Below are 22,645 nucleotides of genomic sequence, written 5' to 3' on the forward strand. Positions count from 1 at the left end.
TTAGTATTTTCACCATTTTTTAAAATAGAACTATATATTATTTATTGCCATTTTTCAAATCGGTTTTATAATTATTATTTTTAAATTATTTTTCTCATTTTAAAAGGCTTATTTTACTTATATTCTAATTTATTTTTATTTAAAATATATTTTAATAGATTGATATTCTTGTTTCTAATTTAAAACTCTTTTAATCTTTTATTATTTTAATATACTTGATTTTTTTTAATAAAATTTAAGTCAAAAATTTTATATTTAATCTTAAACTAAGATTATTATATGACAGAATCTTTGAATGACAGTATTAAAACTCCAAACGATAAGGTTGCTATGGCCTTTTTTAGAAGTCTAAGATGGGTCAATGGGGTTTATTGTCCACAATGTAAATCATATAATATTGTTAACAGGGGTCAACAGGGGAGAGTTCGAAGATATTCCTGTAAAGAATGTGGTTCTAACTTTAATGATTTTACAGGTACTATATTTCATAAAAGCAGAATGCCAATGGGGATGATGTTGTACGTTTTATTTAATATGGATGATAAAACAATTACACAATTATCTGAGGAAACTGGTTATTCTAGACAATGTATTTCTCGTTTGACTCATTTATTTAAAGAGAAATTAATTAATAATCCAGAATTTTATTCCGATGAAGACGGAGCTTGATTTTTTATAAGTTTAATAACCTTTTATTATTTTTTCATTATCTTGTTTAAACAGTGAATGTTAGTTTATTGAAATAATACTTTTTTAATGAATAATATTACTTTTTCACATTCCCTATTTTTTTTAAATTTAATCATTGTTTTAAATGTCTATTTTTTCATATTGTTCTTTTTAGAAACTTTATTTTTTCCAATTAATTGATTTTATTTTAAATTACTCATTTTATATTAAAATTAAAACTTCTCATTGATTTTTTGAAATTTTTTGTATGGTTTTTATTTTTCCATTTTTCTATCATTCTTATTGGTTTCATAAATTTTTTAAGTAAAATATATTGGATTTTGAACTAATAATTTAACATTAAATCTGTTTTGGATAAGCTTTATATATGTAAGTTAAACAATTATTTATTGTATTTTAATTAAATTATGTTATGATTTTTTTCTATAAAGATTTGATAATCTTTTTGTATTTTTATTTATCTTGCTTTTTTAATTAAAATTGAAATTTAATAAGAATTTTCAACAATTAATTTAATTATTTAAAAAATTCAGGTGATTCAATGGATAAAAAGACAGGAGTAATAATAGCAATTGTTATAATAATAATTGCAATTATTGGTGGTTACTATGCTTTCGGTCACTCTGATGAGACTACCGTTAAGATAGGATATTTACCATCAGATCATGATTCTGCTTTATTTGTTGCACAAGCTCAAAAACAATATGAAGCTCAAGGAATTAATGTGGAAACATCATCATTTAATAATGGTGGAGATTTAATGACTGCTATGGCAAGTGGAGATATTGATGTAGGATATGTTGGAGTAACACCTGCTTTATCATCTATTTCTAAAGGCATTCCTGTAAAAATAGTTTCAGGAGCACAAATGGAAGGAAGTGGTATTGTAGTTTCAAACAAATCTTCAATTAATAGTATTGCTGATTTAAAAGGTAAAAAAGTTGCAACTCCAGGTGAAGCTTCTATTCAATATATGCTTCTTGAATATGCATTAAACAAAGAAAATGTCAATATTTCTCAAGTTAATCCAAGTTCTATGAAGGTTGCTCAGATGAATGATGCACTTAAAACTGGAAGTTTAGATGCAATTGTAACATATGAACCATATGCTTCCATTGCAGTTAGTTCAGGATATGGTAAACTCTTAGAAAATAGTTCTGAGATAATGCCGGACCATCCATGCTGTGTAGTTGTAGCAAGTGATAGCTTTATTAAAGACCATCCTAAGGAGTTAAAATCAATTTTAGCTATTCATGAAAATGCTACCAAATACATTAACGAACATCCGGATGAAGCTGCAAAACTATTACCTAGTGATATCGTACCAAATGCAAGTTTAGAGGGTAATGTATTAAAAGGTATTGACTTTGTATCTGGATTAAATGATACATACAAACAATCTGTAATGGACTTTAAAGATACTGAAATCCAATTAGGTGTTTTAAATAAAAACCTTACAGAGGATCAAATATTCTATAAGGGATAAGATTGTTTTAAAAAACGTGTTTTTTTATTAAAATATTTTTAATATTTTAATTTTTTTCTATTTTTTTATTTCATTTTTAAAATAAGATTGTATTTTTATTGGATTATGAAATATAATAAATTAATTTTGGTATTTTCGAAAAATATCAATATTTTTAGGTTTATAATATAAAATATTCTAGTTATGATATATTTTCTTTTAAAAAAAAGTTATTTTTATATACTATTTAAATCTATATTTTATTTAAGAATGTTATAAAACATTTAAATAATATTATTATTTAATTTAATTTTTATAGTGGTAACTTAATTTTTAAATTTTTTAAATTAGAAATTTTTATAGTTTTATGATTAGTAAGTGATTTAATTGAGTTTAAAGAAAAAATTATTACCTTGTATTTTACCGATCATAGTGCTTATTATTTGGTATTTGATTACCGACGGTTTCGGTTTAGTGCCAAGTTTTAAATTACCTAGTCCTATTGATGTATGTCATTCTGCATATACGATTATAATGAATGGACGTCTACTTGACAATACAATAAGTACTTTAATTAAAGTATTTTTAGGTATTATTCTTGCATCAATTGTAGCTATTCCTGTGGGAATATGTTTAGGATACTCTAAAACTCTGGACAGTTTCTGTTCTTTATTAATCAGTATTCTAAGACCAATTCCACCGATTGCTTGGATTCCATTTTCAATTCTCTGGTTTGGAATAGGTTTGAATTCCGCTGTGTTTATTATATTTATGGGATGTGTCTTCCCACTATTGGTATATACAATAGATGGTGTTAAAAGAACCCCTAGTATTCTAATTGAATCAGCTCAAACATTGGGTGCAAGTAATGGTACAATTTTAAGAAGGATTATCTTACCTTCCGCTGTTCCTTATATTGTTTCAGGACTTAAAGTAGGGGTAAGTATTGCTTTAATGTGTACTGTTGCAGCAGAAATGATTGGTTCAAGTACTGGTTTAGGTTATATGATTCAAACAGCAAGTAATCTAATGGATCCAGGTACAACTGTAGTTGGTATGTTAGTAATCGGTTTAATCGGAATTTTATTTGATTATGGATTTACTAAGATACAGGATAAAATATTCTGGTAAATATTTAATGGAGATTTTAATTTGACAATAGAAGTAAAAAATTTAACTAAAACTTTTAAGAATAATGAGGAAGAGAATAAAGTTTTAGATAATTTGAATATTACTTTTGAGGATAATAAGTTCATCTGTCTATTAGGTCATTCAGGCTGTGGTAAAACAACTTTACTTAGATTGATAGGTGGTTTAGATAAACCTACCTCTGGTGAAATCCAACAAGATGGTAAGCCTATTAAAGGACCTTCCACAGATAGGGGTTTTATTTTCCAACAATATTCACTATTTCCTTGGATGACAGTGTTTGATAATGTAATGTTTTCCCTTAAAGTTAGGGGAGACAATGATGAGGAAAGTAGAAGGAGAGTTGAGGCTTATCTTCAGGGTGTTGGATTGGAGGATAGTAAAGACCTTTACCCGTATCAACTTTCCGGTGGTATGCAACAGAGAGTTGCTTTAATTAGAACCATGATCAACCACCCAAATACAGTTTTAATGGATGAACCCTTTTCTGCATTAGATATGTTAACTAAACATGATCTTCAGGAGAAGTTGCTTGATTCACTTGGAAAATATAATACAATCCTCTTTGTAACTCACGATGTTTCCGAGGCCACATTCTTAGCAGATCAAATTGTGGTTATGGGAAGACATGGTGGAGAAGTTAAGGATGTAATTGATATTGATATGCCACATCCAAGAAAAAGAAATGATCCTAAATTATTGGCTATTCAGGATAAGATTTCCGAATACTTATAATTTCTAAACCTTTATTTTCTATTTTTAATTCTTTTTTATTGATTTTTTTTATTGGCTATTTCTGTGGGTTTTTTTTTAATTCTTTTTTTATTGATTTTTTTTATTGGCTATTTTTGCTGATTTTTTTTACTTTCCAGTTTTTTCTTAGTTAATCAGTTTTTTTATAGATATTTTGTTGTTTATTCGCTTTTGTTGATTCTTTTTACGTTTCCATTTATTAGTTGCTTAGTTAGTTTTTATTTTTTTTTTTATCAGATATTTTTCCATTTGGCTTAGATTATCTTTTAATTATGTTATTTTAATAATCTGTCATTTATTTGATTATATTAGATATAATTTCTTATATTATTAAATTTAATCTATTAAAATTGTTAAAGTAGAAGCAGGGGATTTTTTCATTAAAAAATTGATTTAATGGATTTTGCTTTTATTAAAATAGTTTAATTGATTTTAGTAGAATTTTTTAATTAATTAAATTAAAAGAACGATTAATAATTATTGTAGTTTATGAAACTATTATAATATTTTTATTCTTCTAATTTATATAATGGATTCAATGTACCATATCTTCCATATTTAATGGAATGATATACATATTCATTAGATTTTTCAATAGATTCTTTTAAATTAAAACCTTTTATTAGATATCCGCAAACTGCAGCGGAAAATGTACAGCCGCTACCATGGGTATTGTCTGTTTCAATTAACTTTTGTTTGAAAATAGAAATATCACCGTCATAAAAGATATTGGTACCGTTTAAGTGTCCCCCTGTAATTATTACATTGGGACCAATCTTTTCGGCAGCCCGGATTCCGTCCTCGATTGAGCGGATTTTAACCTTGGATAGTTTTTCAGCTTCACTTACATTAGGACAAACAAGTATTCCCTTGGGAATTAAGTATTTTTTTAAGTATTTTGTAAAGTTTTCCTCAGATAGCTGTCCCCCTGATGTAGAAACCATTACCGGATCAATTACAATGTTTAGATTATATTCATCTATTTTCTCACTTACAAGTTTGACTACTTTTTTGGAGTATAACATTCCAGTTTTACCATATTTTATTGGGTATTCCTTCAATATACTGTCAATTTGTAGTGATATAAAATCGGTATCAATTTCTTGAATTCCATAGACTTTTGATGGGTTTTGAGCAGTTAATGCAGTTATGACTCCGGTTCCATGGATTCCTAAGGCACTAAATGTTTTGATATCTGTAAGTATTCCGGCTCCTCCGGAGGGATCTAATCCTGCGATTGTAAGTCCTATCATGTTATCATGTTAATTTTTGATTGTTATAAAAAAAATTGAAAATTTATTGATTGTAGCACAATCCTAATATTTGTTTAAAATTATTTAAAAAAAAGAAAATTGAAATTTAAGTGAAATTTAATCATGTTTTAGGTATTAATTTCTCTTAACGTTAAGTATTTTCAAGTGAAATAAATATTTAATTATGTTTTAAATATTAATTTCTTTCAACATTAAGTCTTTCTGGTCCATGGATGGAATGTACACTAATACCTAATTCCCTTAGGTACTCTTTGGTTTTAGTTCCGTCTCCATGTATTAGTATTTCACCTAAATCCTCGGTTGTATTTACATCCATTGCCATAAAGAATGAATCATGTACCATTGGGGTAAAGTTATGTAAATCTGCTTGTTTTACATGTTTGATGAAACTGAAATCGCCAAATTTCATTTCAATTGATAAAGGACTAATAATTAATGTATTAGTTCCCCCTCCTTTTGAAGGTACAATTACAAAGTCCATAAACTGTGTTTGTTGAAGTAACATACCAATATTGGTCTTTCCAATAAGCGGTACATCTGAAGGTAAAATAATAACTTTCTTGGTTTTATCCTTGAGTTCGGTCATTGCCTGGGTTAATGCGTTATTTAAATTGTTACCATCAGGGTTTTCCTCTTCTATTATAGTCTTTACATCCAATTCTTTAGCAAACTCCAAAACCTCATCATCTGAGCTTATGATATAAATATTATCTACATATTCTCTTAACGCATTTGTCACGTCAGTAAGCATAGCCTTTAATAGTTTTTCTCTTTCTTCTAAACTTAAAAAAGGAGATAATCTAGTTTTTGCATTTGAGAATTTACTAACTGGTATTATCGCATCTATTTTATCCATATTATCATCTATTTTATTTAATATGTTTTAGCTACTGAGGCAATATGTTTTGCTTTCTTACCACAGTGTACGCATACTTTATCTGTATCCTCATCAAGGTCCTCACTTGATCCAAGGAAATCCTCGTCACTAATTTTTCCTATTTCCTTTCCACATTCGGTGTCTCCACACCAGTAGAATTCTGTAATGTTTCCTTCTTTAATACTTTCTTTAATGTCTTTTTCATCTTCAACAAGTTTAAGTGATTTATTAAATTTATCCCATGCCTTCTTGTATAGATCGTCATGGATATCATTTAATAGGTCTTTTATGGAGGATACTAAATTGTCGTCAATTGTAAGTTCTGATTTTTCACCATTGTCTCTTCTTACAACAACAATCTTATTTGCTTTTAAGTCTCTTGGTCCAAGTTCTATTCTTAATGGTATGCCCTTGTTTTCAATACTGAAGAATTTTTTACCGGGACGGATATCCCTATCATCAATTTTAACCCTAATATTATCTTTTGATAATGCATCCTTAATTTCATTGCATTTATCCAATACTTCCTCAGCACCTTTTTTAAATAGTATTGGGACTATTACAACTTGAACAGGTGCTATAGCAGGCGGAAGAACCAAACCCTTCTCATCTCCATGAATTGCAATTGCTGATGCAATTACTCTATCGGATATTCCATAACATGTTTGGTATACATATTCATGCTGACCCTCTTTATTTTCGAAGGTAATGTCAAATGTTTTAGCAAATGTTTGGCCTAGGTTATGCACTGTACCGATTTGTAAGGTTTTTCCATCGGGAAATACTGTATCGAATGCCATAGTATAATCAGCACCTGGGAATTTATCCCATTCTGGTCTTTTGCTGATTAAGTAGGGTACTGCAAGACTATCAAAAATTTGTTTATAAATTTCAATACCTGTTTGGACTTGTTCCTCTGCCTCCTCAGGGCTTGAATGGGCTGTGTGTGATTCAACAAATGAGGTAATTTCACGTACCCTTATCATTGGTCTGGTGTGTTTAGTTTCATATCTAAATGTACTTCCTTTTTGATAAATTTTAATAGGTAAGTCTATGTGGGATCTTATCCAAAGTGAAAACATAGGATAAATTGCTGTTTCACTGGTAGGTCTTAAAGCTAACTTTTCATTTAAATCTTTTTGACCACCTTTAGTTACCCAATATACTTCATCCTCAAATCCTTTAACATGTAAACCTTCCTTTGCAAGTTCTTCTTCAGGAATCAAAAGAGGAAATGAGGTTTCATCATGTTCCTTATCCATTAAGTCAGTAACTATCTTAAAAAAATTTTTTCTAATCTGAAATCCGTAAGGCAACCATACTCCCATACCTTTAATAGGATATCTAGGGTCTATAATATCTGCTGTTTCAATGATATTATGAAACCATTCACTAAAATTCTCCACTATATCACCTAAGTATTTATTTTTTCATAATATAATTTAAAATAAGTATTTTTTATTAAATTAAACTAATATTAAATCTTTAATTTAATTGTTTAAATTAAAAAATCAATTATTCTATGATTTATAATTTATCTTTTTATTAATTAATAAATATTATTATATTAGATTTTCTTGGATTTATTGAAAATATTTGAATAGGTTTGTTTATTTGATTTTGAAATTTAATTTTTATTTAAATTTCTAAACAAAAATTATTTTATTAGATACTTACAAATATATTCATAATATAAATATTTTTATATTTCATTAAAATTTAGTTTTTATTGTTAGGTGAATTAATCATGGATTCTAAAACTATTCAAATGCCGAGGGAAGTTCATATTGGTCCAAATGTCATTTATGAAACAGGTGAAATTGCTCGTAATTTAAGACTTCCTGGTGAACCTTTAGTTGTGACAGGTAACCGTACCTTAAAAATTGGAGGGAAATTGGTATATGATAGTTTAGAGGAAGCAGGATTTAACCCTGAGATTATTCAGGTTAGTGATGCTACTCAAAAGTATGTTTCAAAGGTTGAAGACAAATTAGCTGAGAACTCTTTTGCATTAGGGGTTGGTGGTGGTAAAGTTATAGATGTTGCTAAACTAGCCTCAACTAATAAGAATTCTTATTTCATATCAGTACCAACAACAGCTTCTCATGATGGAATTGCTTCACCTATGGCATCTATTAAAAACTCAAAAGGTTCTGTTTCAGTTAAAGCACATGCTCCAATGGCTTTAATTGCGGATTCTGAAATATTAAAAAATGCACCTTTTAGATTTTTGGTTTCTGGATGTGCAGATATTGTATCAAATTATACTGCCGTGAAGGATTGGCGTCTTGCACAAAGACTTCAAAATGTAAGTTTTTCCGAATCAGCAGCGGCACTATCTTTGATGACTGCAAAATTAATAATAGATTCTGCAGATAGTATTAAGGAAGGTTTGGAACTTAGTGCCAGATTGGTTGCTAAAATGTTATTTAGCAGTGGTATGGCAATAAGTATCGCTGGTTCAAGTAGGCCTGCAAGTGGTTCTGAACATTTGTTTTCCCATGCTTTAGATAAAATTGCTAAAAAGCCAGCTTTACATGGCGAACAATGTGGTTTAGGTACTATTATGATGATGAATCTTCAAGGTGGAGATTGGAAATTTATTAGGGATGCTTTAAAAAGTATGAAAGCCCCTACAACTGCATATGATTTGGATTTAGATCCTGAGGATATTATTGATGCTTTAACAATGGCACATACTATTAGGCCTGAAAGATATACAATTTTAGGAGATAGGGGAATATCTAGAGATGCAGCTCGTAATTTAGCTATAAAGACAGGAGTTATTTAGAGGTAATATTATGATAACATTGGTAGGAAAGGATTTTGCCCGTGAAGGAACTAAATTTATTTTTTATGGTCCTGCAGAGGAATGTAAAAACTGTAGATATAAATCTTCATGTATAGATTCCTTGGAGAAAAATAGAATGTATGAGATTATATCTGTTAGAAACAATGATCAAAATTGTCCTCTTCATGCTGAAGGAAAGGTTGTTCCAGTTGAAGTTCAGAAAGCAGATATTCCTATTTTATTTAATTCTAAAAAGGTATTTGAAGGTTCAACTATAGTCTATGATTCTCCTGATTGTGATGTCTATTGTGAATATCATGACCTTTGTTTCCCTGAGGGATTATATAATAATGATAAGTGTATTATCATAAAAGATTTAGGTAGATTTGAAGGAGTTTGTAAGAAGGGTTTAACTTTAAATAAACTTTATATAAATTTTATTGAATAATTATTTATTAAGCTATTTTGGTGTGATTATGAATCTTAAACAAGATGTTGGTTATAAAGCAGCTTTGGAAGTTAAAGATGGTCAAATTTTAGGTCTTGGTACTGGATCTACTACTCATTACTTTATTGAAAAGGTAGGTATGAGAGTTAAGGAAGAGGGTATTGAGGTTATGGGAATTCCTACTTCATATCAATCTGCGTTACTTGCACAACAGTGGAATATTCCATTAACTAGTCTTGATGAACATAGTATTGATTTAGCAGTTGATGGTGCAGATGAAATCGATCCGGATTTAAACCTAATCAAGGGTGGTGGAGCAGCCCATACAATGGAGAAGATTGTAGACTATTCCGCGGACAAACTTATTATTATTGCAGATGAGTCTAAATATGTTAGTCAATTAGGTGCTACACCGGTACCTGTCGAAGTTATTCCTAAGGCTAAAACCACTGTTTCAAATGCCTTAAAGGATATGGGTGCAGAACCTCTTGTAAGAATGGCGGTAAATAAGGATGGTCCTGTAATAACTGATAATGGTAATTTTATCATTGACGCTAAATTTAATGAGATTTCATCTCCTATAGATTTAGAAATAGATTTAAACACTCTTCCAGGTGTAGTTGAAAATGGAATTTTTACTGAAATGGTGGATAAAGTTATATTAGGTACTAAAGATGGAATCAGAGAAATAACTTTATGATTTTATTTGTTTTTCAGGTGATTTAATGCCTTTGCCATATGATGTTGAGAAAAGGGTATATCAATTTACCCTTTTAATTGGTATATTAATTGTTATTTATGCAGTTTTATGGATTTTGGCTAAATTAGGTTTAATCCCATTAATTGTATTTGCATTATTCCCTCAAATCGTTTTACTTGCAATTGGAATATTTATAATATATATTGCATATAAGCGTATTTGATTTTTTTTAGCTATTTCTATTTTTTATTCTATTTTAACTTCTTATGTGGATTATTTTTAAATTGATTTTCTAATAATTTATTCTTTTGTTTAAAATCAATATTTCATTTTTTTTTACTTCGGTTATTTAATATTTGGAATTGGCGCTAATTTAATTATTATAATTGGATATTTTGATTAATCTTTATCATTAATCTTTTAATATTCATTTTAAATAGTTAATTTAATTTAAATTAAAAAATAGCAGTATATTAAAAATAAACTTTACTTTAAAGATTTATCTTAATTTAAATTAGAAAAATGGTCGTATTTTAAGGATAAACTTTACTTTAAAATAAATTTAAAAATAATTTTTAAAAACAGAATTAATGCTTAATTTAAAATTATAAAAAATAAAAAAAGAGATTTAGTTGAATTTTTTACTTACTTCATCTACAGCAAGTACTAATGGATCAGTAACCATTGATACTGGAGGAGCGTAAGCAAATTCCATATTACTTAAATCAAAGCAGTCTAATCCTTCGGTAATAGCAAGGGTCATAGTATCTATTCTTTCTGCTACACGTTCTTCTGCAATGATTTGACAACCTATGATTTTTCCGTCTGCATCACAGATAACCTTGATGTCCATAGGTTTTGCATTTGGATAATATCTTGCTCTAGTAAATGCCTCAATCTTTTCTGAAACAGTTTTTATGTTGTTTTGTTGAGCAAAGTTAGTTGTAAGTCCTACAGCACCAAATTCCAATTTACCTACTTTGGTAACCATTGAGTTTAAAACAGGATTAAACTTGGATTTTTTACCAGTAATTGTTTGTGCACATGTTTTTGCTTGACGAACAGCAGTAGTACCTAATTGTGAAATGGTATTGGATTCTAATATGGCATCATAAGATTCAACACAGTCACCTACAGCATAAACATCTTTAACTGAAGTCTCCATTTTATCATTAACTAAAATAGCCCATCTTCCAATGTCACAACCAATCATTTCTGCAAGATTAAGTTCAGGTCTTACTCCAGTTGCAAGAATAACCATATCTGCAGGGTTTTCATCTGTACCATCAACGACTACAGATTCAACTTTTCCATCACCTTTAATCTCGGTAATTGGTTTTCCAAGAACAATATTAAGTCCTTCACTTTTAAGATATTCTGTAACAATTTCAGCCATGTCAGGATCAAGGGACCTTGGTACTATCTGAGGTAACATTTCGTTTAATGTTACATTCAATCCTAATTCTTTAAATGCATAAGCTATTTCAATACCAATTAAACCTGCACCAGTAACCACTACATTTTTACAGTTTTTAATCCATTCTTTAACTTTTTTACCATCGTTGATGTTTCTGATTTTGAATACTCCGTCTAAATCAGCACCAGGTATAGGTGGTATAAATGAGTTTCCACCTGTAGCAAGTACAAGTTTATCATATTTCATGGTTTTAACTTCACCTTCGGAAGTATAGGTTAATTCTTTTTTATCATTATCAACATCAGTTACTTCGGAGTTAGTTAAAACTTCAATATCTTTCTCTTTGTAATCTTCAGGGGTTTTCATAACAATGTCATCGAATGTTTCAATAGTATTGCTTAATACATAAGGTATTGCACATGGTGAGTATGCAATATAATTGTCACGAGTGATAACTGTTATTTCAATGTCTTTATCTATTTTCCTAATATTTGAGGCAGTTGGCATTCCTCCAGCTCCCCCACCAATTATTACTACTTTCATTGTTTCATCCTATAAATTCATAAATATAAAACAAAATATTATATAAATTTAATTTATTGAAATTATTATATAACTATTAGCTTTTTTTAAAATTTTCACTGTAAAATTTAATATTTTACTAATTATTATAAGATTATTATATAATTGCTTGTTTTGTATCCAATAACTTCAATATTCTGTAATATTTTAAAGATTTTTTATATTTTTTATAGATATGTTGAATATTTTACCATTTTTTTATTTATTGTAAAAACTTTTCTTTAAAATTTTTAATTCACCCGGCTATATTTTTTATAAATCAGAATCACTTATAAAATTTTAAATAATTTAATAAATATACTATTAATACTTAGCTTATGTTAAATTATTTCCAATATGTTAATTTTATATAAGTTTAATAATAATTTAAAATATTTATTCTGAGGTTTAAATATGGTAAGTGTAAATGTAGAAGCTAAAAAAGTAGTCGATAAAATGATTGATGATGCAGATGCTTTAAAAATTGCTGTTTCTAAATTAAGCAATGGAGCTACTGTTATCGATTGTGGAGTAAATGTTGAGGGAAGTTTAAAAGCAGGACAATTATATACTGAGGTATGTCTTGGTGGACTTGCTGATGTAGGTATTTCTATTCCTGGAGATTTGTCTGAAAAATTCGCACTTCCTTCAGTCAAGGTTAAAACTGATTATCCAGCTATTTCAACATTAGGTGCACAAGAAGCAGGTTGGTCTGTTTCAGTAGGAGATTTCTTTGCATTAGGTTCAGGACCTGCAAGAGCATTATCTTTAAATCCTAAAGAAACATTTGATGCAATTGGTTACAAAGATGATGCTGATTTAGCTATTTTAACTTTAGAATCTGATGTTTTACCTGGTGAGGATGTAGCACAATATGTTGCTGATGAGTGTAATGTTGATGTAGAAAATGTATATTTACTTGTTGCACCTACCTCCTCATTTGTTGGATCTATCCAAATTGCAGGAAGGGTAGTTGAAAACGGTGTATACAAAATGTTAGAATTCCTCGGATTCGATGTAACTAAAATTAAACATGCTGCAGGTATTGCACCTATTGCACCTGTAACTCCAGACGGCCTAAAAGCTATGGGAAGAACTAATGATGCAGTATTATTTGGTGGAAGAACTTATTATTATCTTGAATCTGAAGAAGGAGATGATATTGAAGCTCTTGCTAAACAAGTACCTTCATCTGCGGCTGACGGATATGGTGAACCATTCTATGATACTTTTAAAGCTGCTGGATTTGACTTCTACAAAATCGATAAAGGAATGTTTGCACCTGCTGAAGTAGTAATCAATGATTTCACTACTGGTAAAGTTTACAAAGAAGGATTTGTAAATGCAGATTTACTTAAAAAATCATTTGGTGTAGATAACTAAATAGATTAGTAATTTTTACTATTCTATTTTTTTTAATTTTGGTGTGTTTTGTTTTTTTATTTTGATTGATTGTTTTTTGTTCTGTTTTTTTAATTTTGGTGTGTTTTGTTTTTTTTATTTTGATTGATTGTTTTTTGTTCTGTTTTTTTAATTTTGGTGTGTTTTGTTTTTTTTATTTTGATTGATTGTTTTTTGTTCTGTTTTTTAATCTAAGTAGTTATTTACTAGTTTTTTCCAATAATCTAATAATTTTATAATATTCATAAAAATTTTATATGATTTTTAATAGAGATTAATTTATATTATTAATATCATGGATTATGAGGTGTTATTATGATTGTAAAAGATAGATTATACATAAATTCGATTAATCGATTTCAAATAGTTGATATTACGCCATATATTAATGAAAAGATTAAAAAATCACAGATTTATTCAGGAATCATTAATGTTTTTACAAAACATACTACCTCTGCAATAATAATTAATGAGAATGAGAAGGGCCTTCAAACAGATATTTTTAATATCCTATATGATTTAATTCCTGATGGAAATAGGTATAGTCATGATATGATAGATCACAATGCAGGTTCACATTTAAGATCCCTATTCTTAGGTCCATCAGAAATAATTCCAATATATGAAGGTAGTTTGGATTTAGGAAGATGGCAATCTGTTTTCTTCATTGAACTTGATGGTCCTCGTTCTAGACGTCAAGTTGATTTAACTATAATGGGGGATTAGCCTTTATTTTAATTATTTGTTTATTGTAAAGATTTAAATTTTAGAAAATACAAAATATTTCTAATTAATTTAAAAAAATAATTGTTTTTTAATGATTTTATAATGTAATAAAGGGTTAGTTTTTTATGTCTCTTTCTAATGATCTAAAGAAATTTATTCTATCTAAAGGTGCAAAACAGGTGGGTTTTGCAGATTTAAATGACATGGGTGTAAGTAATATTAATGGTGAGGATTTGGGTTTTAAGGTTAAGTCAGGTATTTGTTTTTTAATTAATCTTGATGCCAATATTGTTAAAACTCTTTTGGATGGACCTTCACTTGAGTATTATAATCATTATTCTAAGATAAATGATGAGTTGGATTCAATAGGTAAGGATGTGGAGGCTTTTCTTAAATCTAAAAATTATAATGCTTATGCTCAAACCTTTGATAGAACATGTAACGATTTTATTTTTAATAATGGTTGTGATAATACTATACCCCATAAAACTGTAGGGACAAAAGCAGGTCTGGGGTGGATTGGTAAATGTGATGCATTTATAACAAACGAGTTTGGTTCTGCTTTACGTTTATCAACTGTTTTAACTGATGCTCCTTTGGAGTATGCACATCCAGTTACAGCTTCACTATGCGGTATGTGTACTGAATGTAGAAATATATGTCCTGGCGGCGCAGTTTCTGGAATTACTTGGAGTCCGCGACTTAAAAGGGAAGATTTCTTTGATTATGAGAAATGTATGGAAGCAGCTAAAAAACAATGTAGGGAAGTTCTTGGAAGAGAGGATACCATATGTGGCAGATGCATTGCTGCATGTCCACATACCCAGAAATATCTAAGGAAGGTATTATAGTCATTATTTTTATTTATTTCTATTTTAACTAGTTTTTTATTTTTATTTTATCTTTTTTGTATCTTTTAATATTGGTTTCTTTGTTTTATAGTTATATCTTATGTTATTTAGGTATTTGATTTATATTTGAATCTATTTTAAATTTCTAATATTTATTTAATCTCCATTATTTTCATTGTTTTTTTATTGGTGTTTGTTCTATCTTTAATTTTATAGTTTATTATTAAACACGTTTTTAAATATGATTTATGTTTATTTATTGTTTTAATTAAATATTTTACTATTAAATTCGTTTATCTAGCATTTTTCATTGGTTTTTCATTTCATAACTTATATTTGTTTGAATATCATATTCTCGTTTAACATTTTATGTATATGGTTTTATTTTCCTTTTGTTTTAAATATTATACTATGTTTAATTTTTTTTATAAAAATCATTTTATTTTATAATTAAATTATCAAATCTTTGTTCAAATTAAATTATAACTTTGTTAATTTTTTAAAATAAGATTTATATATTGTTTGTTACATATAATAAAATATTAATTAAAATTTGATTTTAGCTAATTAATTTAAAAATGGTTTATTTATTTAATTTGGCTTTAAATTAAGTTATATTTATTTAATTAATGTTTAAACATATTATTTTTTAATTATATAATTTAAATTCATGTTTAATAATTAATATTTAAATATCGTTAGTTTATTTTTATTTTAATATGTAAATTTAATTTTAAATTAATTATGAAGAATTTTAATTAAAATATTGATGTTGATTTATATGGATTTAACTAAAGAAAAATCCACAAAAAATTATCAGCATGGAAAAGTAATCTTTTTCATATTGATAATTATTTTGTGTTTTGCTTTAATTACATCTGTATCTGCAACAGATAATACAAATTCAACCGAGGTAAAATTAAGTTCTTCCTCAAATACTTATAATGTTAATTCTAGTTTAAATACCGAGGAAATACAAAAGGTCTTTGATGGGGCTAAAAGTGGTGATACAATTAATTTCACCAGTAAAACGTATAATAATTTCTCAGTAGTTGTTGATAAGAAATTGAACATTATAAGTGATTCCAATAGTGTATTAAATACTAATAGTCAACTATCAACTAAAGCTAAATCTTTAGGTTTGGGAAATAGTTTCGGATTTTATTTTATCAATAGTAGCTCTGGATGTTTGCTTAGAGGTTTTACATTAAATGGTAATGCTGATTATCAGATAATAGTAAATGGCGCTAATAATGTTAATATTCAGAATAACACTATCAATGGTGGAAGGGAAGGTGGAGTATTGATTAAGAATTCTATTGGATCTAATTTAACAGGTAATAAAATTATGAATTCCGGAAGAAATGGTCTTGATCTATATGATACCAAAGACACTATTGTTAAAAATAATAATATTAGTAAAAATACAAGAGATGGAGTATACATTCATAATGCTGATAAATTAAACTTAACTTATAATGATTTGCTTTCTAATGGTAGAGCGGGTTTAGATATGGAGGGAAGTACATCTAACTGTAACTTCATTCATAATCATATTCAAGATAATGCAAATAACATTCTCATCAATTCACACTCTCATAATGATGTTATACGTGAAAATACTATTACTGGAGCAAAGTATTCCTCAGTTTATGATGATGGATCTGGAAATACTGGTAATGGTATTCTATTTGGTGATGATTATAAATCTGCGGGAATTAGGATATATATTGGGTATAATACAATAGGATTTAATTCTCAATTTGATGCTAAAAACACAATGACCCAACCAGTATTTACATTAGGTGCAAATTATTATATTACCAATGATGGAGAACAAGCTAAGGCTCACCTTTGTCCAATGTTAATGGGTGGTGAGTTAAATTGGGAGAAAATCAAACATCTGTCATTAGGATTTTCTAAAAAAGGTAATCAAGTTTATGGTTTGTTATATGATGATAATGGTAATGTTGTTACTGCAGGTGACTTTGATATGGATGATGTTTCAATCAATGGTCAAAGTTATGGTAAGGCATCATATGTAGACGGTAAAGCTGTAATTGATGCTGATGTAGATGACGGTTCACAGATTACTGTTAAGTCAGGTTCTAGTACTACTACTGTAACTGTTAAAAAATCAAGTGAAAACACTGATTCAACAGATACCAAAAAAGACGACCCATCAAACACTAATCTTAATAATCCTAATAATTCTAATAATCCATCAAATTCAAATAATCAAGGTACAAGTACTAGTAATCAAACAGGTACCGGTTCAGGAACTGGACAAGGTTCTGGTTCCGGAACTAATTCCAATTTAAATGGTACAGGAATCATGTCTGGTGAAAGTTCCGGTGTATCTAATGGTGGTAGCGGACAATCTGGAGATAATGGTGCAGGTAGTTCCTCATCAAGTTCCGGATCTGCTGATAATGGTAAGGCATATGAAATTGCAACTCAGAAAACATCTGCAGGATCCGCTGCTCAAAATAGGCAATGGCTTGCTGTTGCTGCAATAGTTGCTCTTGTATTATTGTTTGTTGTAGGATACAAACGTAGAAATAATGATGATGATTTCGATTAAATTAAATCTATAATTTAATTGATTAAATTTATTTTTTCTTTTTTTATTTAATTTTTAGATTAAAATGCTTTTTTTGATTTCCTCTAAACTATTGCCTTCTATTGAATGTTTAAAAATAAATTAATCTTATTTTTATGGTCTTATTTATTTTAATTAGTTGAATATCTAAGAGACATTCTTTTTTTTTAAAAGTAGTTTATATTAAATTAAATAAAAGATTTAACTTTCATAATTTTTTTCAAAATGAGTCAATATTTTATTAAGGAAGTCTTTCTATATTAAATGGCTTAAATTAATTTTAATTTTAGTCTTATAAATAGTCTTTAAATTGTTAAAATCAATCAGATTTTTTAGTTTTATAAAAAATAATCCTTCTTTTTTTAAAATTGTTAAAATCAATCAGATTTTTTGATTTTATAAAAAAATGGTTTTTCTCTTTTTTTATATTTGAATTAACTTCAATCTTTAGTTTTTATAAAAAAGGGTCTTGTTTTTTCTGAATTAAGTTAATTTTAATAAAAATAATTTAAAATAAGTGTGTTTGATTTTTAAAAAGTAAAAGAATATTCACTTAAGAAAAGTGAATATCCTATCTTTATAATTTATTTTCTAACTACTAAGTTAGTACTTTTTGTAACTTTACCGTTGGAGTAAAGATTGTTGTTTACTAAACTGTAGGTAATTTTGTATGTTCTTGGGTTTAAATTAATTTTAAGGTAAACTTTACCCTTTGAATCAGTAGTTTTGTAGTAAGTTTTACCACAAACAGTAATTTTAACTTTTTGGCCAGAAACAACTTTGTTTTTACTGTCTAATACAGTAAAGCTGAAATTATTTCCACGTTTAACATTAGTAGTTATGGATGTGTATTTTACAGTACCTTTGTTTACAGTTACAGTACTTTGAGCAGTTATTCCTTTATAAGCTCCAGTAACTGTGTAAGTTCTAGGGTATAAATTAATATTTAATGTAGCAGTTCCGTTTTCATCGGTAATTCTTGTATAGGTTTTACCACAAACAGTTATTGTTACAGTTTCATTAGCACAAGCTACACCGTCTTTAGTAAGTTTTAAAACAACTTTACTACCATCTTTATAGGTCATATTAACATCAGATACAGTGACTGTGTATCCTTCTTCACCAATTACATTGATGTAACCTGTCCAGTTAGATGCACCGTAGTCAGTTCCATTGTAGGAAACATATACGGAGTGTGTACCGATAGTAAGGTTGCTTATATCTATATTTACAGCACCACTATCGTCAGTTACATTTACATAGGTTACACCATCAATGGTTACATATAATGTTTGGTCTGGGATTGGGTAGTTAATAGCATCATGCCAGAGTTTAGCAGTAAATGTACTATTTTCAGTACTTTCATATCTTCTAGTTACGTTTTTTGCTTGTATATTGGTTTCAGTTGCAGTATATGAGGAATCAGTATAGGTTCCATAACTTGGAAGTGTACTGTCACTTGTTACGATTTGGTAAGTGAAAGTAGGGGTCATAGGAACGAAGTCTAAATTATATGTATTGTGGTTACCGATAGTGATGTTACTGTATCCACTTGCAAGTAAGTATCCAATTCTACTACCACTAATGTTGTTGTAATCAAATACAGTATTAGAAGCACCATATCCAGTTATACCGCTGATTGTAGTGTTTATAATAGTGTTGTTTTCAACAGTATGACCTGTAGAATGCATTATATAAATACCTTCTTTTCCACCAATTACGGTATTGTTAACAACAGTACAATTAGGTCCAGTTCCATGTCTTACATCAATACCATGGTTACTTGAGTTTATAACAGTGTTGTTTGTAATTAATGTACGTGCTGAACCAAAGGATTGGATTCCTGCATCTAATGCATTATATGCAATATTGTTTCTTACAATCGCATCGTAATTAGGTGCATTGAAGTTACTGCTTATGGCAATACCGAATCTTCCACCAGTTACAGTATTGTTTTCAATAAGGGTATTGGTTGTATTTATAACTGTTAATGTAGATGGAGTATTCATCATTACAGGTCCTGTAACGCCTTCACAGATGAAATTAAATCCTGTGACATTTGTGTTGCTACAGTTTAAGATCATCATTATACCATTCCATCTATTACCTGAAGCAGGAGTACCTGTTAAGGTTGCACCATTACCAATTAGGTTAAGTGATTTATTAACAACTAAATTAATATTGGTGTATGTTGAATTTTCAAAGTTTATAGTGTCGCCATCATTTGCGCCATCAATTGCAGTTTGGATAGCACTATTATCCATGTCCTTTGTAATTTGAACAGTACTTGGATCTGATACAACATCTTTAGTATTATTAGTTGCAGAATTAACATCAGTATCTACATTGTCTGATGTTACCTCATTAGCATCATCAACTGATACGGTTTGAACTGAACTGTCACTAGTACCATTATCAGGTGCTGCACTTACACATCCAAGTGTTAAAATTACAAATAATATTAAAACTGAAAAGATTAGTTTCTTATTATTCATATTTTAAACCTCTTTGTAAAAATATTAAAAATTAATCATTAAATGGAATTGAGTAAATTAAAAGTCTATTAGATATTATTTTTTTTAGTGTTATCTAATCATTTATCTTTTAATAAATGAAATAATTAATAAATTTTAATTTTTATTAATAAATTTCGTCTTATAATCCTTTAACTTTATAAAAAAGTATTTTAAGAAATTTTCTTATAAAATTTTATTACTCGAATTGCACTTAACATTGTAATATAACTTTATGTTTGTATATAACTTTATTGTTTTTACAAGTCAAAACATGATTTTTTGAAAATTTTTCTTAAACAAACTATTGAAATTATATATTTATTATAGGAAATATTATGGATTTGCACTATTTTTTTATAAATATTTATTTATTTTTCATAATCTTGATTTTAAGGATTACTGTTTTTTATTTTTTGTTTAAGGTTAGTTTTGGGGTTTCTGGGTTGTGTAGTTCTGTGCATATTGTCTATGAATTTAAGATGAGATTTATGATAAGTTTTAAATAACATTTTAATCCTTAAATCATGATCTTGATAATTGAATTATTTCAATAAAAATCTTAATGGATTCAGATATTTTTTTAAAATAGGGGTTCATTATTTGATTTTATATTTGATGTAAAAATGAGATTCTGGCCACGTTTCTATTTGTAAGACAGTATAAAATAAGTAATTTTTTTTAAATATTATTAAAATGTGAAAAAAAGAAGAGATTGATTAATCTTTTAAAAATTCAATCTCAAATGCAATTACAGGATATTCTAAATCGAAGTTTGTAATTACTTCCGGAGATATTTCACCAAAGACTCCTTTAATGTTACCATTTTTTGAACTTCCTTTAACATCTGAAACTCTTCCCTTAATGAAACTAGGATTTTCTGATGAGGAAATTTCCATTGTATAACCTAAATTTGAAAGGACGGATGTCATAATAGATTTAATTTCAGTAAAATTAGCATTTGAATGACATACAGCTGCCGCTAACTTTTTACCGGATCTTGTGTTAAACTGGGTTGAATCATCTAAATATAGGACATCTCCAATTTCAAATATTTTCTGAGGTAAATCCTCGGCTTTGTTATCTTCTAAAAACTCAAGTAATGTATTGAGAAGACTGGTTCTTATCATTGTTCCTTCAACACTAATTGGTTTTGCAACTTGAACATGTTCCTTTTCTTCCTGTAACATTTTTTTGTATTGGGATTCCTCTGAGGTTAACATTAAACTCATAATCTCGGTAAATCCGAGTCCTACCATAAGTTCACGGATGGTTTTTTCCGCTTTAAACCAATCATGCTCATATGCAATAGTGCTTATATCCGGTAGTTTACTAGGGATCTTTTTAATACAATATTGTATTGCAACATTTTCAATAATGTCCACTTCATGTAAGATATCTATCCTAAATGGGGGAATCTTAACATTTAACTCATTTTCATTTAATATCTCAGCATCAAATCTAGCTTTCTCAAGTAACCTTTTCACATCTTCTGCATTAAGGTTAGTTCCACCAATAAGTTGATTTGTATAATCCACATGCACTGTTTTTTCCCTTGGAGTTAGATCGGGGGTTGTGATTGTTTTATCCTCATAAACCATTTCCATACTCTTTATTTTTCCGCCAACCTCTGCAAATGAACAACAAATTATGTTTAATGATTGTTCTACTGCTTTTTTATCTGTTCCTGTTATATCTACAATGATTGTATGTGTATCCTCTTCTAATCTTGTAAGATTTCCATTTATAATTGGTGGCATGGATAAAATTTTACCTTCATTGTCTGTAATCATTGGGTATTTGTCAAATCCTTCAAGAAGATGTGCATATTTTTTACCTTTTTCATTTTCTTCTAGGATTTCTGCAGGTGTATATTCTTTATCCATTTCAAGGGGTATGAATGGATGTTCATCCTTTTCTGTTGCAATGTAATGGAAGTCTCCAGATACTACATCCGCATTATGAATACCAATTGCAACTTTTTTTCTGTCACGGCCAATTACCCAGTGAAGGTTTTCCTGGAAATCCATGATATATTTGATTTTATTTCCTGTAAAATCTACATTTTCTATCTTTGCAAATGCAATGTAAGGTCTAATATTTTCCACTTCCTTAGATATAAAGACCTTTTCCCCTGATGGTTCAACTTCGTATTTTGGAAGTCCAGTTTCCATTGATAAAAAACCTTTAAGTGATCTTGCAACACCTTCAATAGATAAATTATCCGGACGGTTTGGGAAGAATTCAACCTTAATTTCTTTATCGTTATAGTCTTCAATGTCGCTTCCCATCATTGGTAATGTGTTAATAAGTTTATCTTTTTCGATATCAATTCCTAAGTCTTTTAAATCTTGATATTCAAATGTAATAACTGGCATTATATATCTCCAAACTTTTTTTAAAAAAATAATTAGTAATATTAAATTT

Annotated in this window: 18 protein-coding genes; 12 read left to right on the forward strand and 6 right to left on the reverse strand. The window is 28.4% G+C overall.

The window, feature by feature from the left end; all coding sequences use genetic code 11:
• Positions 1-279 precede the first annotated feature (279 nt).
• From ON24_RS00965 to ON24_RS00980, 4 genes are all read left to right on the forward strand, one after another.
• Positions 280-669 (forward strand): transposase, encoded by a 390-nt coding sequence (locus ON24_RS00965; RefSeq protein ID WP_016358797.1) that lies wholly within the window; start codon positions 280-282, stop codon positions 667-669.
• A 562-nt stretch (positions 670-1,231) separates the two neighbouring features.
• The gene (locus tag ON24_RS00970; protein ID WP_040681618.1) at positions 1,232-2,176 is read left to right on the forward strand and encodes an ABC transporter substrate-binding protein; all 945 of its coding nucleotides are present in this window, start codon (positions 1,232-1,234) and stop codon (positions 2,174-2,176) included.
• Positions 2,177-2,542: 366 nt separating this feature from the next.
• Entirely contained in the window at positions 2,543-3,286 is a 744-nt protein-coding gene (locus tag ON24_RS00975) for an ABC transporter permease (RefSeq protein ID WP_040681619.1), read from the forward strand.
• 21 nt (positions 3,287-3,307) lie between these two features.
• Positions 3,308-4,039, forward strand: a complete 732-nt coding sequence (locus ON24_RS00980) for an ABC transporter ATP-binding protein (protein WP_040681620.1) — start codon at positions 3,308-3,310, stop codon at positions 4,037-4,039.
• Positions 4,040-4,566: 527 nt separating this feature from the next.
• On the opposite strand, the gene thiD is transcribed toward ON24_RS00980, so the two are convergent.
• From thiD to proS, 3 genes are all read right to left on the reverse strand, one after another.
• Positions 4,567-5,310 carry a bifunctional hydroxymethylpyrimidine kinase/phosphomethylpyrimidine kinase gene (thiD, locus tag ON24_RS00985; protein ID WP_040681621.1) on the reverse strand — a complete coding sequence of 248 codons (744 nt, stop codon included), beginning with the start codon at positions 5,308-5,310 and terminating at the stop codon, positions 4,567-4,569.
• 196 nt (positions 5,311-5,506) lie between these two features.
• A complete protein-coding gene (cofC, locus tag ON24_RS00990) occupies positions 5,507-6,187 on the reverse strand; it encodes a 2-phospho-L-lactate guanylyltransferase (protein ID WP_040681622.1) in 681 nt (226 codons plus the stop codon).
• 17 nt (positions 6,188-6,204) lie between these two features.
• Positions 6,205-7,617, reverse strand: coding sequence for a proline--tRNA ligase (proS, locus tag ON24_RS00995; RefSeq protein ID WP_040681623.1), 1,413 nt, complete (start codon positions 7,615-7,617; stop codon positions 6,205-6,207).
• A 338-nt stretch (positions 7,618-7,955) separates the two neighbouring features.
• Between proS and ON24_RS01000 the strand changes: the two genes are divergently transcribed.
• Genes ON24_RS01000 through ON24_RS01015 form a run of 4 tightly spaced genes read left to right on the forward strand, consistent with a single transcriptional unit; the run spans position 7,956 to position 10,370 of the window.
• On the forward strand, positions 7,956-8,999 hold the full coding sequence (locus tag ON24_RS01000) for an NAD(P)-dependent glycerol-1-phosphate dehydrogenase (RefSeq protein WP_016358790.1): 1,044 nt from the start codon (positions 7,956-7,958) through the stop codon (positions 8,997-8,999).
• Positions 9,000-9,009: 10 nt separating this feature from the next.
• Entirely contained in the window at positions 9,010-9,447 is a 438-nt protein-coding gene (locus ON24_RS01005) for a UPF0179 family protein (protein ID WP_016358789.1), read from the forward strand.
• A 28-nt stretch (positions 9,448-9,475) separates the two neighbouring features.
• Positions 9,476-10,147: a ribose-5-phosphate isomerase RpiA gene (gene rpiA, locus ON24_RS01010; protein WP_040681624.1), complete on the forward strand. Its 672-nt coding sequence runs from the start codon at positions 9,476-9,478 to the stop codon at positions 10,145-10,147.
• Positions 10,148-10,172: 25 nt separating this feature from the next.
• The gene (locus ON24_RS01015) at positions 10,173-10,370 is read left to right on the forward strand and encodes a hypothetical protein (protein WP_016358787.1); all 198 of its coding nucleotides are present in this window, start codon (positions 10,173-10,175) and stop codon (positions 10,368-10,370) included.
• 405 nt (positions 10,371-10,775) lie between these two features.
• Here ON24_RS01015 and ON24_RS01020 read toward each other — a convergent pair whose 3' ends face one another.
• A complete protein-coding gene (locus tag ON24_RS01020; protein WP_016358786.1) occupies positions 10,776-12,107 on the reverse strand; it encodes an FAD-dependent oxidoreductase in 1,332 nt (443 codons plus the stop codon).
• Positions 12,108-12,539: 432 nt separating this feature from the next.
• Here ON24_RS01020 and mch point away from each other — a divergent pair, with 432 nt between their 5' ends.
• The 4 genes from mch (at position 12,540) to ON24_RS01040 (ending at position 17,687) form a co-directional block, all read left to right on the forward strand.
• A complete protein-coding gene (mch, locus tag ON24_RS01025) occupies positions 12,540-13,508 on the forward strand; it encodes a methenyltetrahydromethanopterin cyclohydrolase (protein ID WP_016358785.1) in 969 nt (322 codons plus the stop codon).
• 333 nt (positions 13,509-13,841) lie between these two features.
• On the forward strand, positions 13,842-14,252 hold the full coding sequence (locus ON24_RS01030) for a secondary thiamine-phosphate synthase enzyme YjbQ (RefSeq protein WP_016358784.1): 411 nt from the start codon (positions 13,842-13,844) through the stop codon (positions 14,250-14,252).
• Positions 14,253-14,377: 125 nt separating this feature from the next.
• Positions 14,378-15,103 carry an epoxyqueuosine reductase gene (locus ON24_RS01035; RefSeq protein ID WP_040681626.1) on the forward strand — a complete coding sequence of 242 codons (726 nt, stop codon included), beginning with the start codon at positions 14,378-14,380 and terminating at the stop codon, positions 15,101-15,103.
• A 781-nt stretch (positions 15,104-15,884) separates the two neighbouring features.
• Positions 15,885-17,687 (forward strand): right-handed parallel beta-helix repeat-containing protein, encoded by a 1,803-nt coding sequence (locus ON24_RS01040; RefSeq protein WP_040681627.1) that lies wholly within the window; start codon positions 15,885-15,887, stop codon positions 17,685-17,687.
• A 602-nt stretch (positions 17,688-18,289) separates the two neighbouring features.
• Here ON24_RS01040 and ON24_RS01045 read toward each other — a convergent pair.
• Together ON24_RS01045 and pheT are read right to left on the reverse strand one after the other, a co-directional pair.
• On the reverse strand, positions 18,290-20,200 hold the full coding sequence (locus tag ON24_RS01045) for a right-handed parallel beta-helix repeat-containing protein (RefSeq protein ID WP_016358781.1): 1,911 nt from the start codon (positions 20,198-20,200) through the stop codon (positions 18,290-18,292).
• A gap of 737 nt (positions 20,201-20,937) precedes the next feature.
• Positions 20,938-22,596 carry a phenylalanine--tRNA ligase subunit beta gene (gene pheT / locus ON24_RS01050; RefSeq protein ID WP_040681628.1) on the reverse strand — a complete coding sequence of 553 codons (1,659 nt, stop codon included), beginning with the start codon at positions 22,594-22,596 and terminating at the stop codon, positions 20,938-20,940.
• Between the last annotated feature and the right edge of the window lie 49 nt (positions 22,597-22,645).

It is taken from the genome of Methanobrevibacter boviskoreani JH1 (genome assembly GCF_000320505.1).
Taxonomy (GTDB): domain Archaea; phylum Methanobacteriota; class Methanobacteria; order Methanobacteriales; family Methanobacteriaceae; genus Methanarmilla; species Methanarmilla boviskoreani.

Coding starts and splice junctions, on each gene's coding strand:
- mch (WP_016358785.1), top strand. CDS start 12,540: ATGGTAAGTGTAAATGTAGAAGCTAAAAAAGTAGTCGATAAAATGATT.
- cofC (WP_040681622.1), bottom strand. CDS start 6,187: ATGGATAAAATAGATGCGATAATACCAGTTAGTAAATTCTCAAATGCA.
- pheT (WP_040681628.1), bottom strand. CDS start 22,596: ATGCCAGTTATTACATTTGAATATCAAGATTTAAAAGACTTAGGAATT.
- thiD (WP_040681621.1), bottom strand. CDS start 5,310: ATGATAGGACTTACAATCGCAGGATTAGATCCCTCCGGAGGAGCCGGA.
- ON24_RS01040 (WP_040681627.1), top strand. CDS start 15,885: ATGGATTTAACTAAAGAAAAATCCACAAAAAATTATCAGCATGGAAAA.
- ON24_RS01030 (WP_016358784.1), top strand. CDS start 13,842: ATGATTGTAAAAGATAGATTATACATAAATTCGATTAATCGATTTCAA.
- ON24_RS01005 (WP_016358789.1), top strand. CDS start 9,010: ATGATAACATTGGTAGGAAAGGATTTTGCCCGTGAAGGAACTAAATTT.
- ON24_RS01000 (WP_016358790.1), top strand. CDS start 7,956: ATGGATTCTAAAACTATTCAAATGCCGAGGGAAGTTCATATTGGTCCA.
- ON24_RS01020 (WP_016358786.1), bottom strand. CDS start 12,107: ATGAAAGTAGTAATAATTGGTGGGGGAGCTGGAGGAATGCCAACTGCC.
- ON24_RS00970 (WP_040681618.1), top strand. CDS start 1,232: ATGGATAAAAAGACAGGAGTAATAATAGCAATTGTTATAATAATAATT.
- ON24_RS01035 (WP_040681626.1), top strand. CDS start 14,378: ATGTCTCTTTCTAATGATCTAAAGAAATTTATTCTATCTAAAGGTGCA.
- ON24_RS01045 (WP_016358781.1), bottom strand. CDS start 20,200: ATGAATAATAAGAAACTAATCTTTTCAGTTTTAATATTATTTGTAATT.
- rpiA (WP_040681624.1), top strand. CDS start 9,476: ATGAATCTTAAACAAGATGTTGGTTATAAAGCAGCTTTGGAAGTTAAA.
- ON24_RS00965 (WP_016358797.1), top strand. CDS start 280: ATGACAGAATCTTTGAATGACAGTATTAAAACTCCAAACGATAAGGTT.
- ON24_RS01015 (WP_016358787.1), top strand. CDS start 10,173: ATGCCTTTGCCATATGATGTTGAGAAAAGGGTATATCAATTTACCCTT.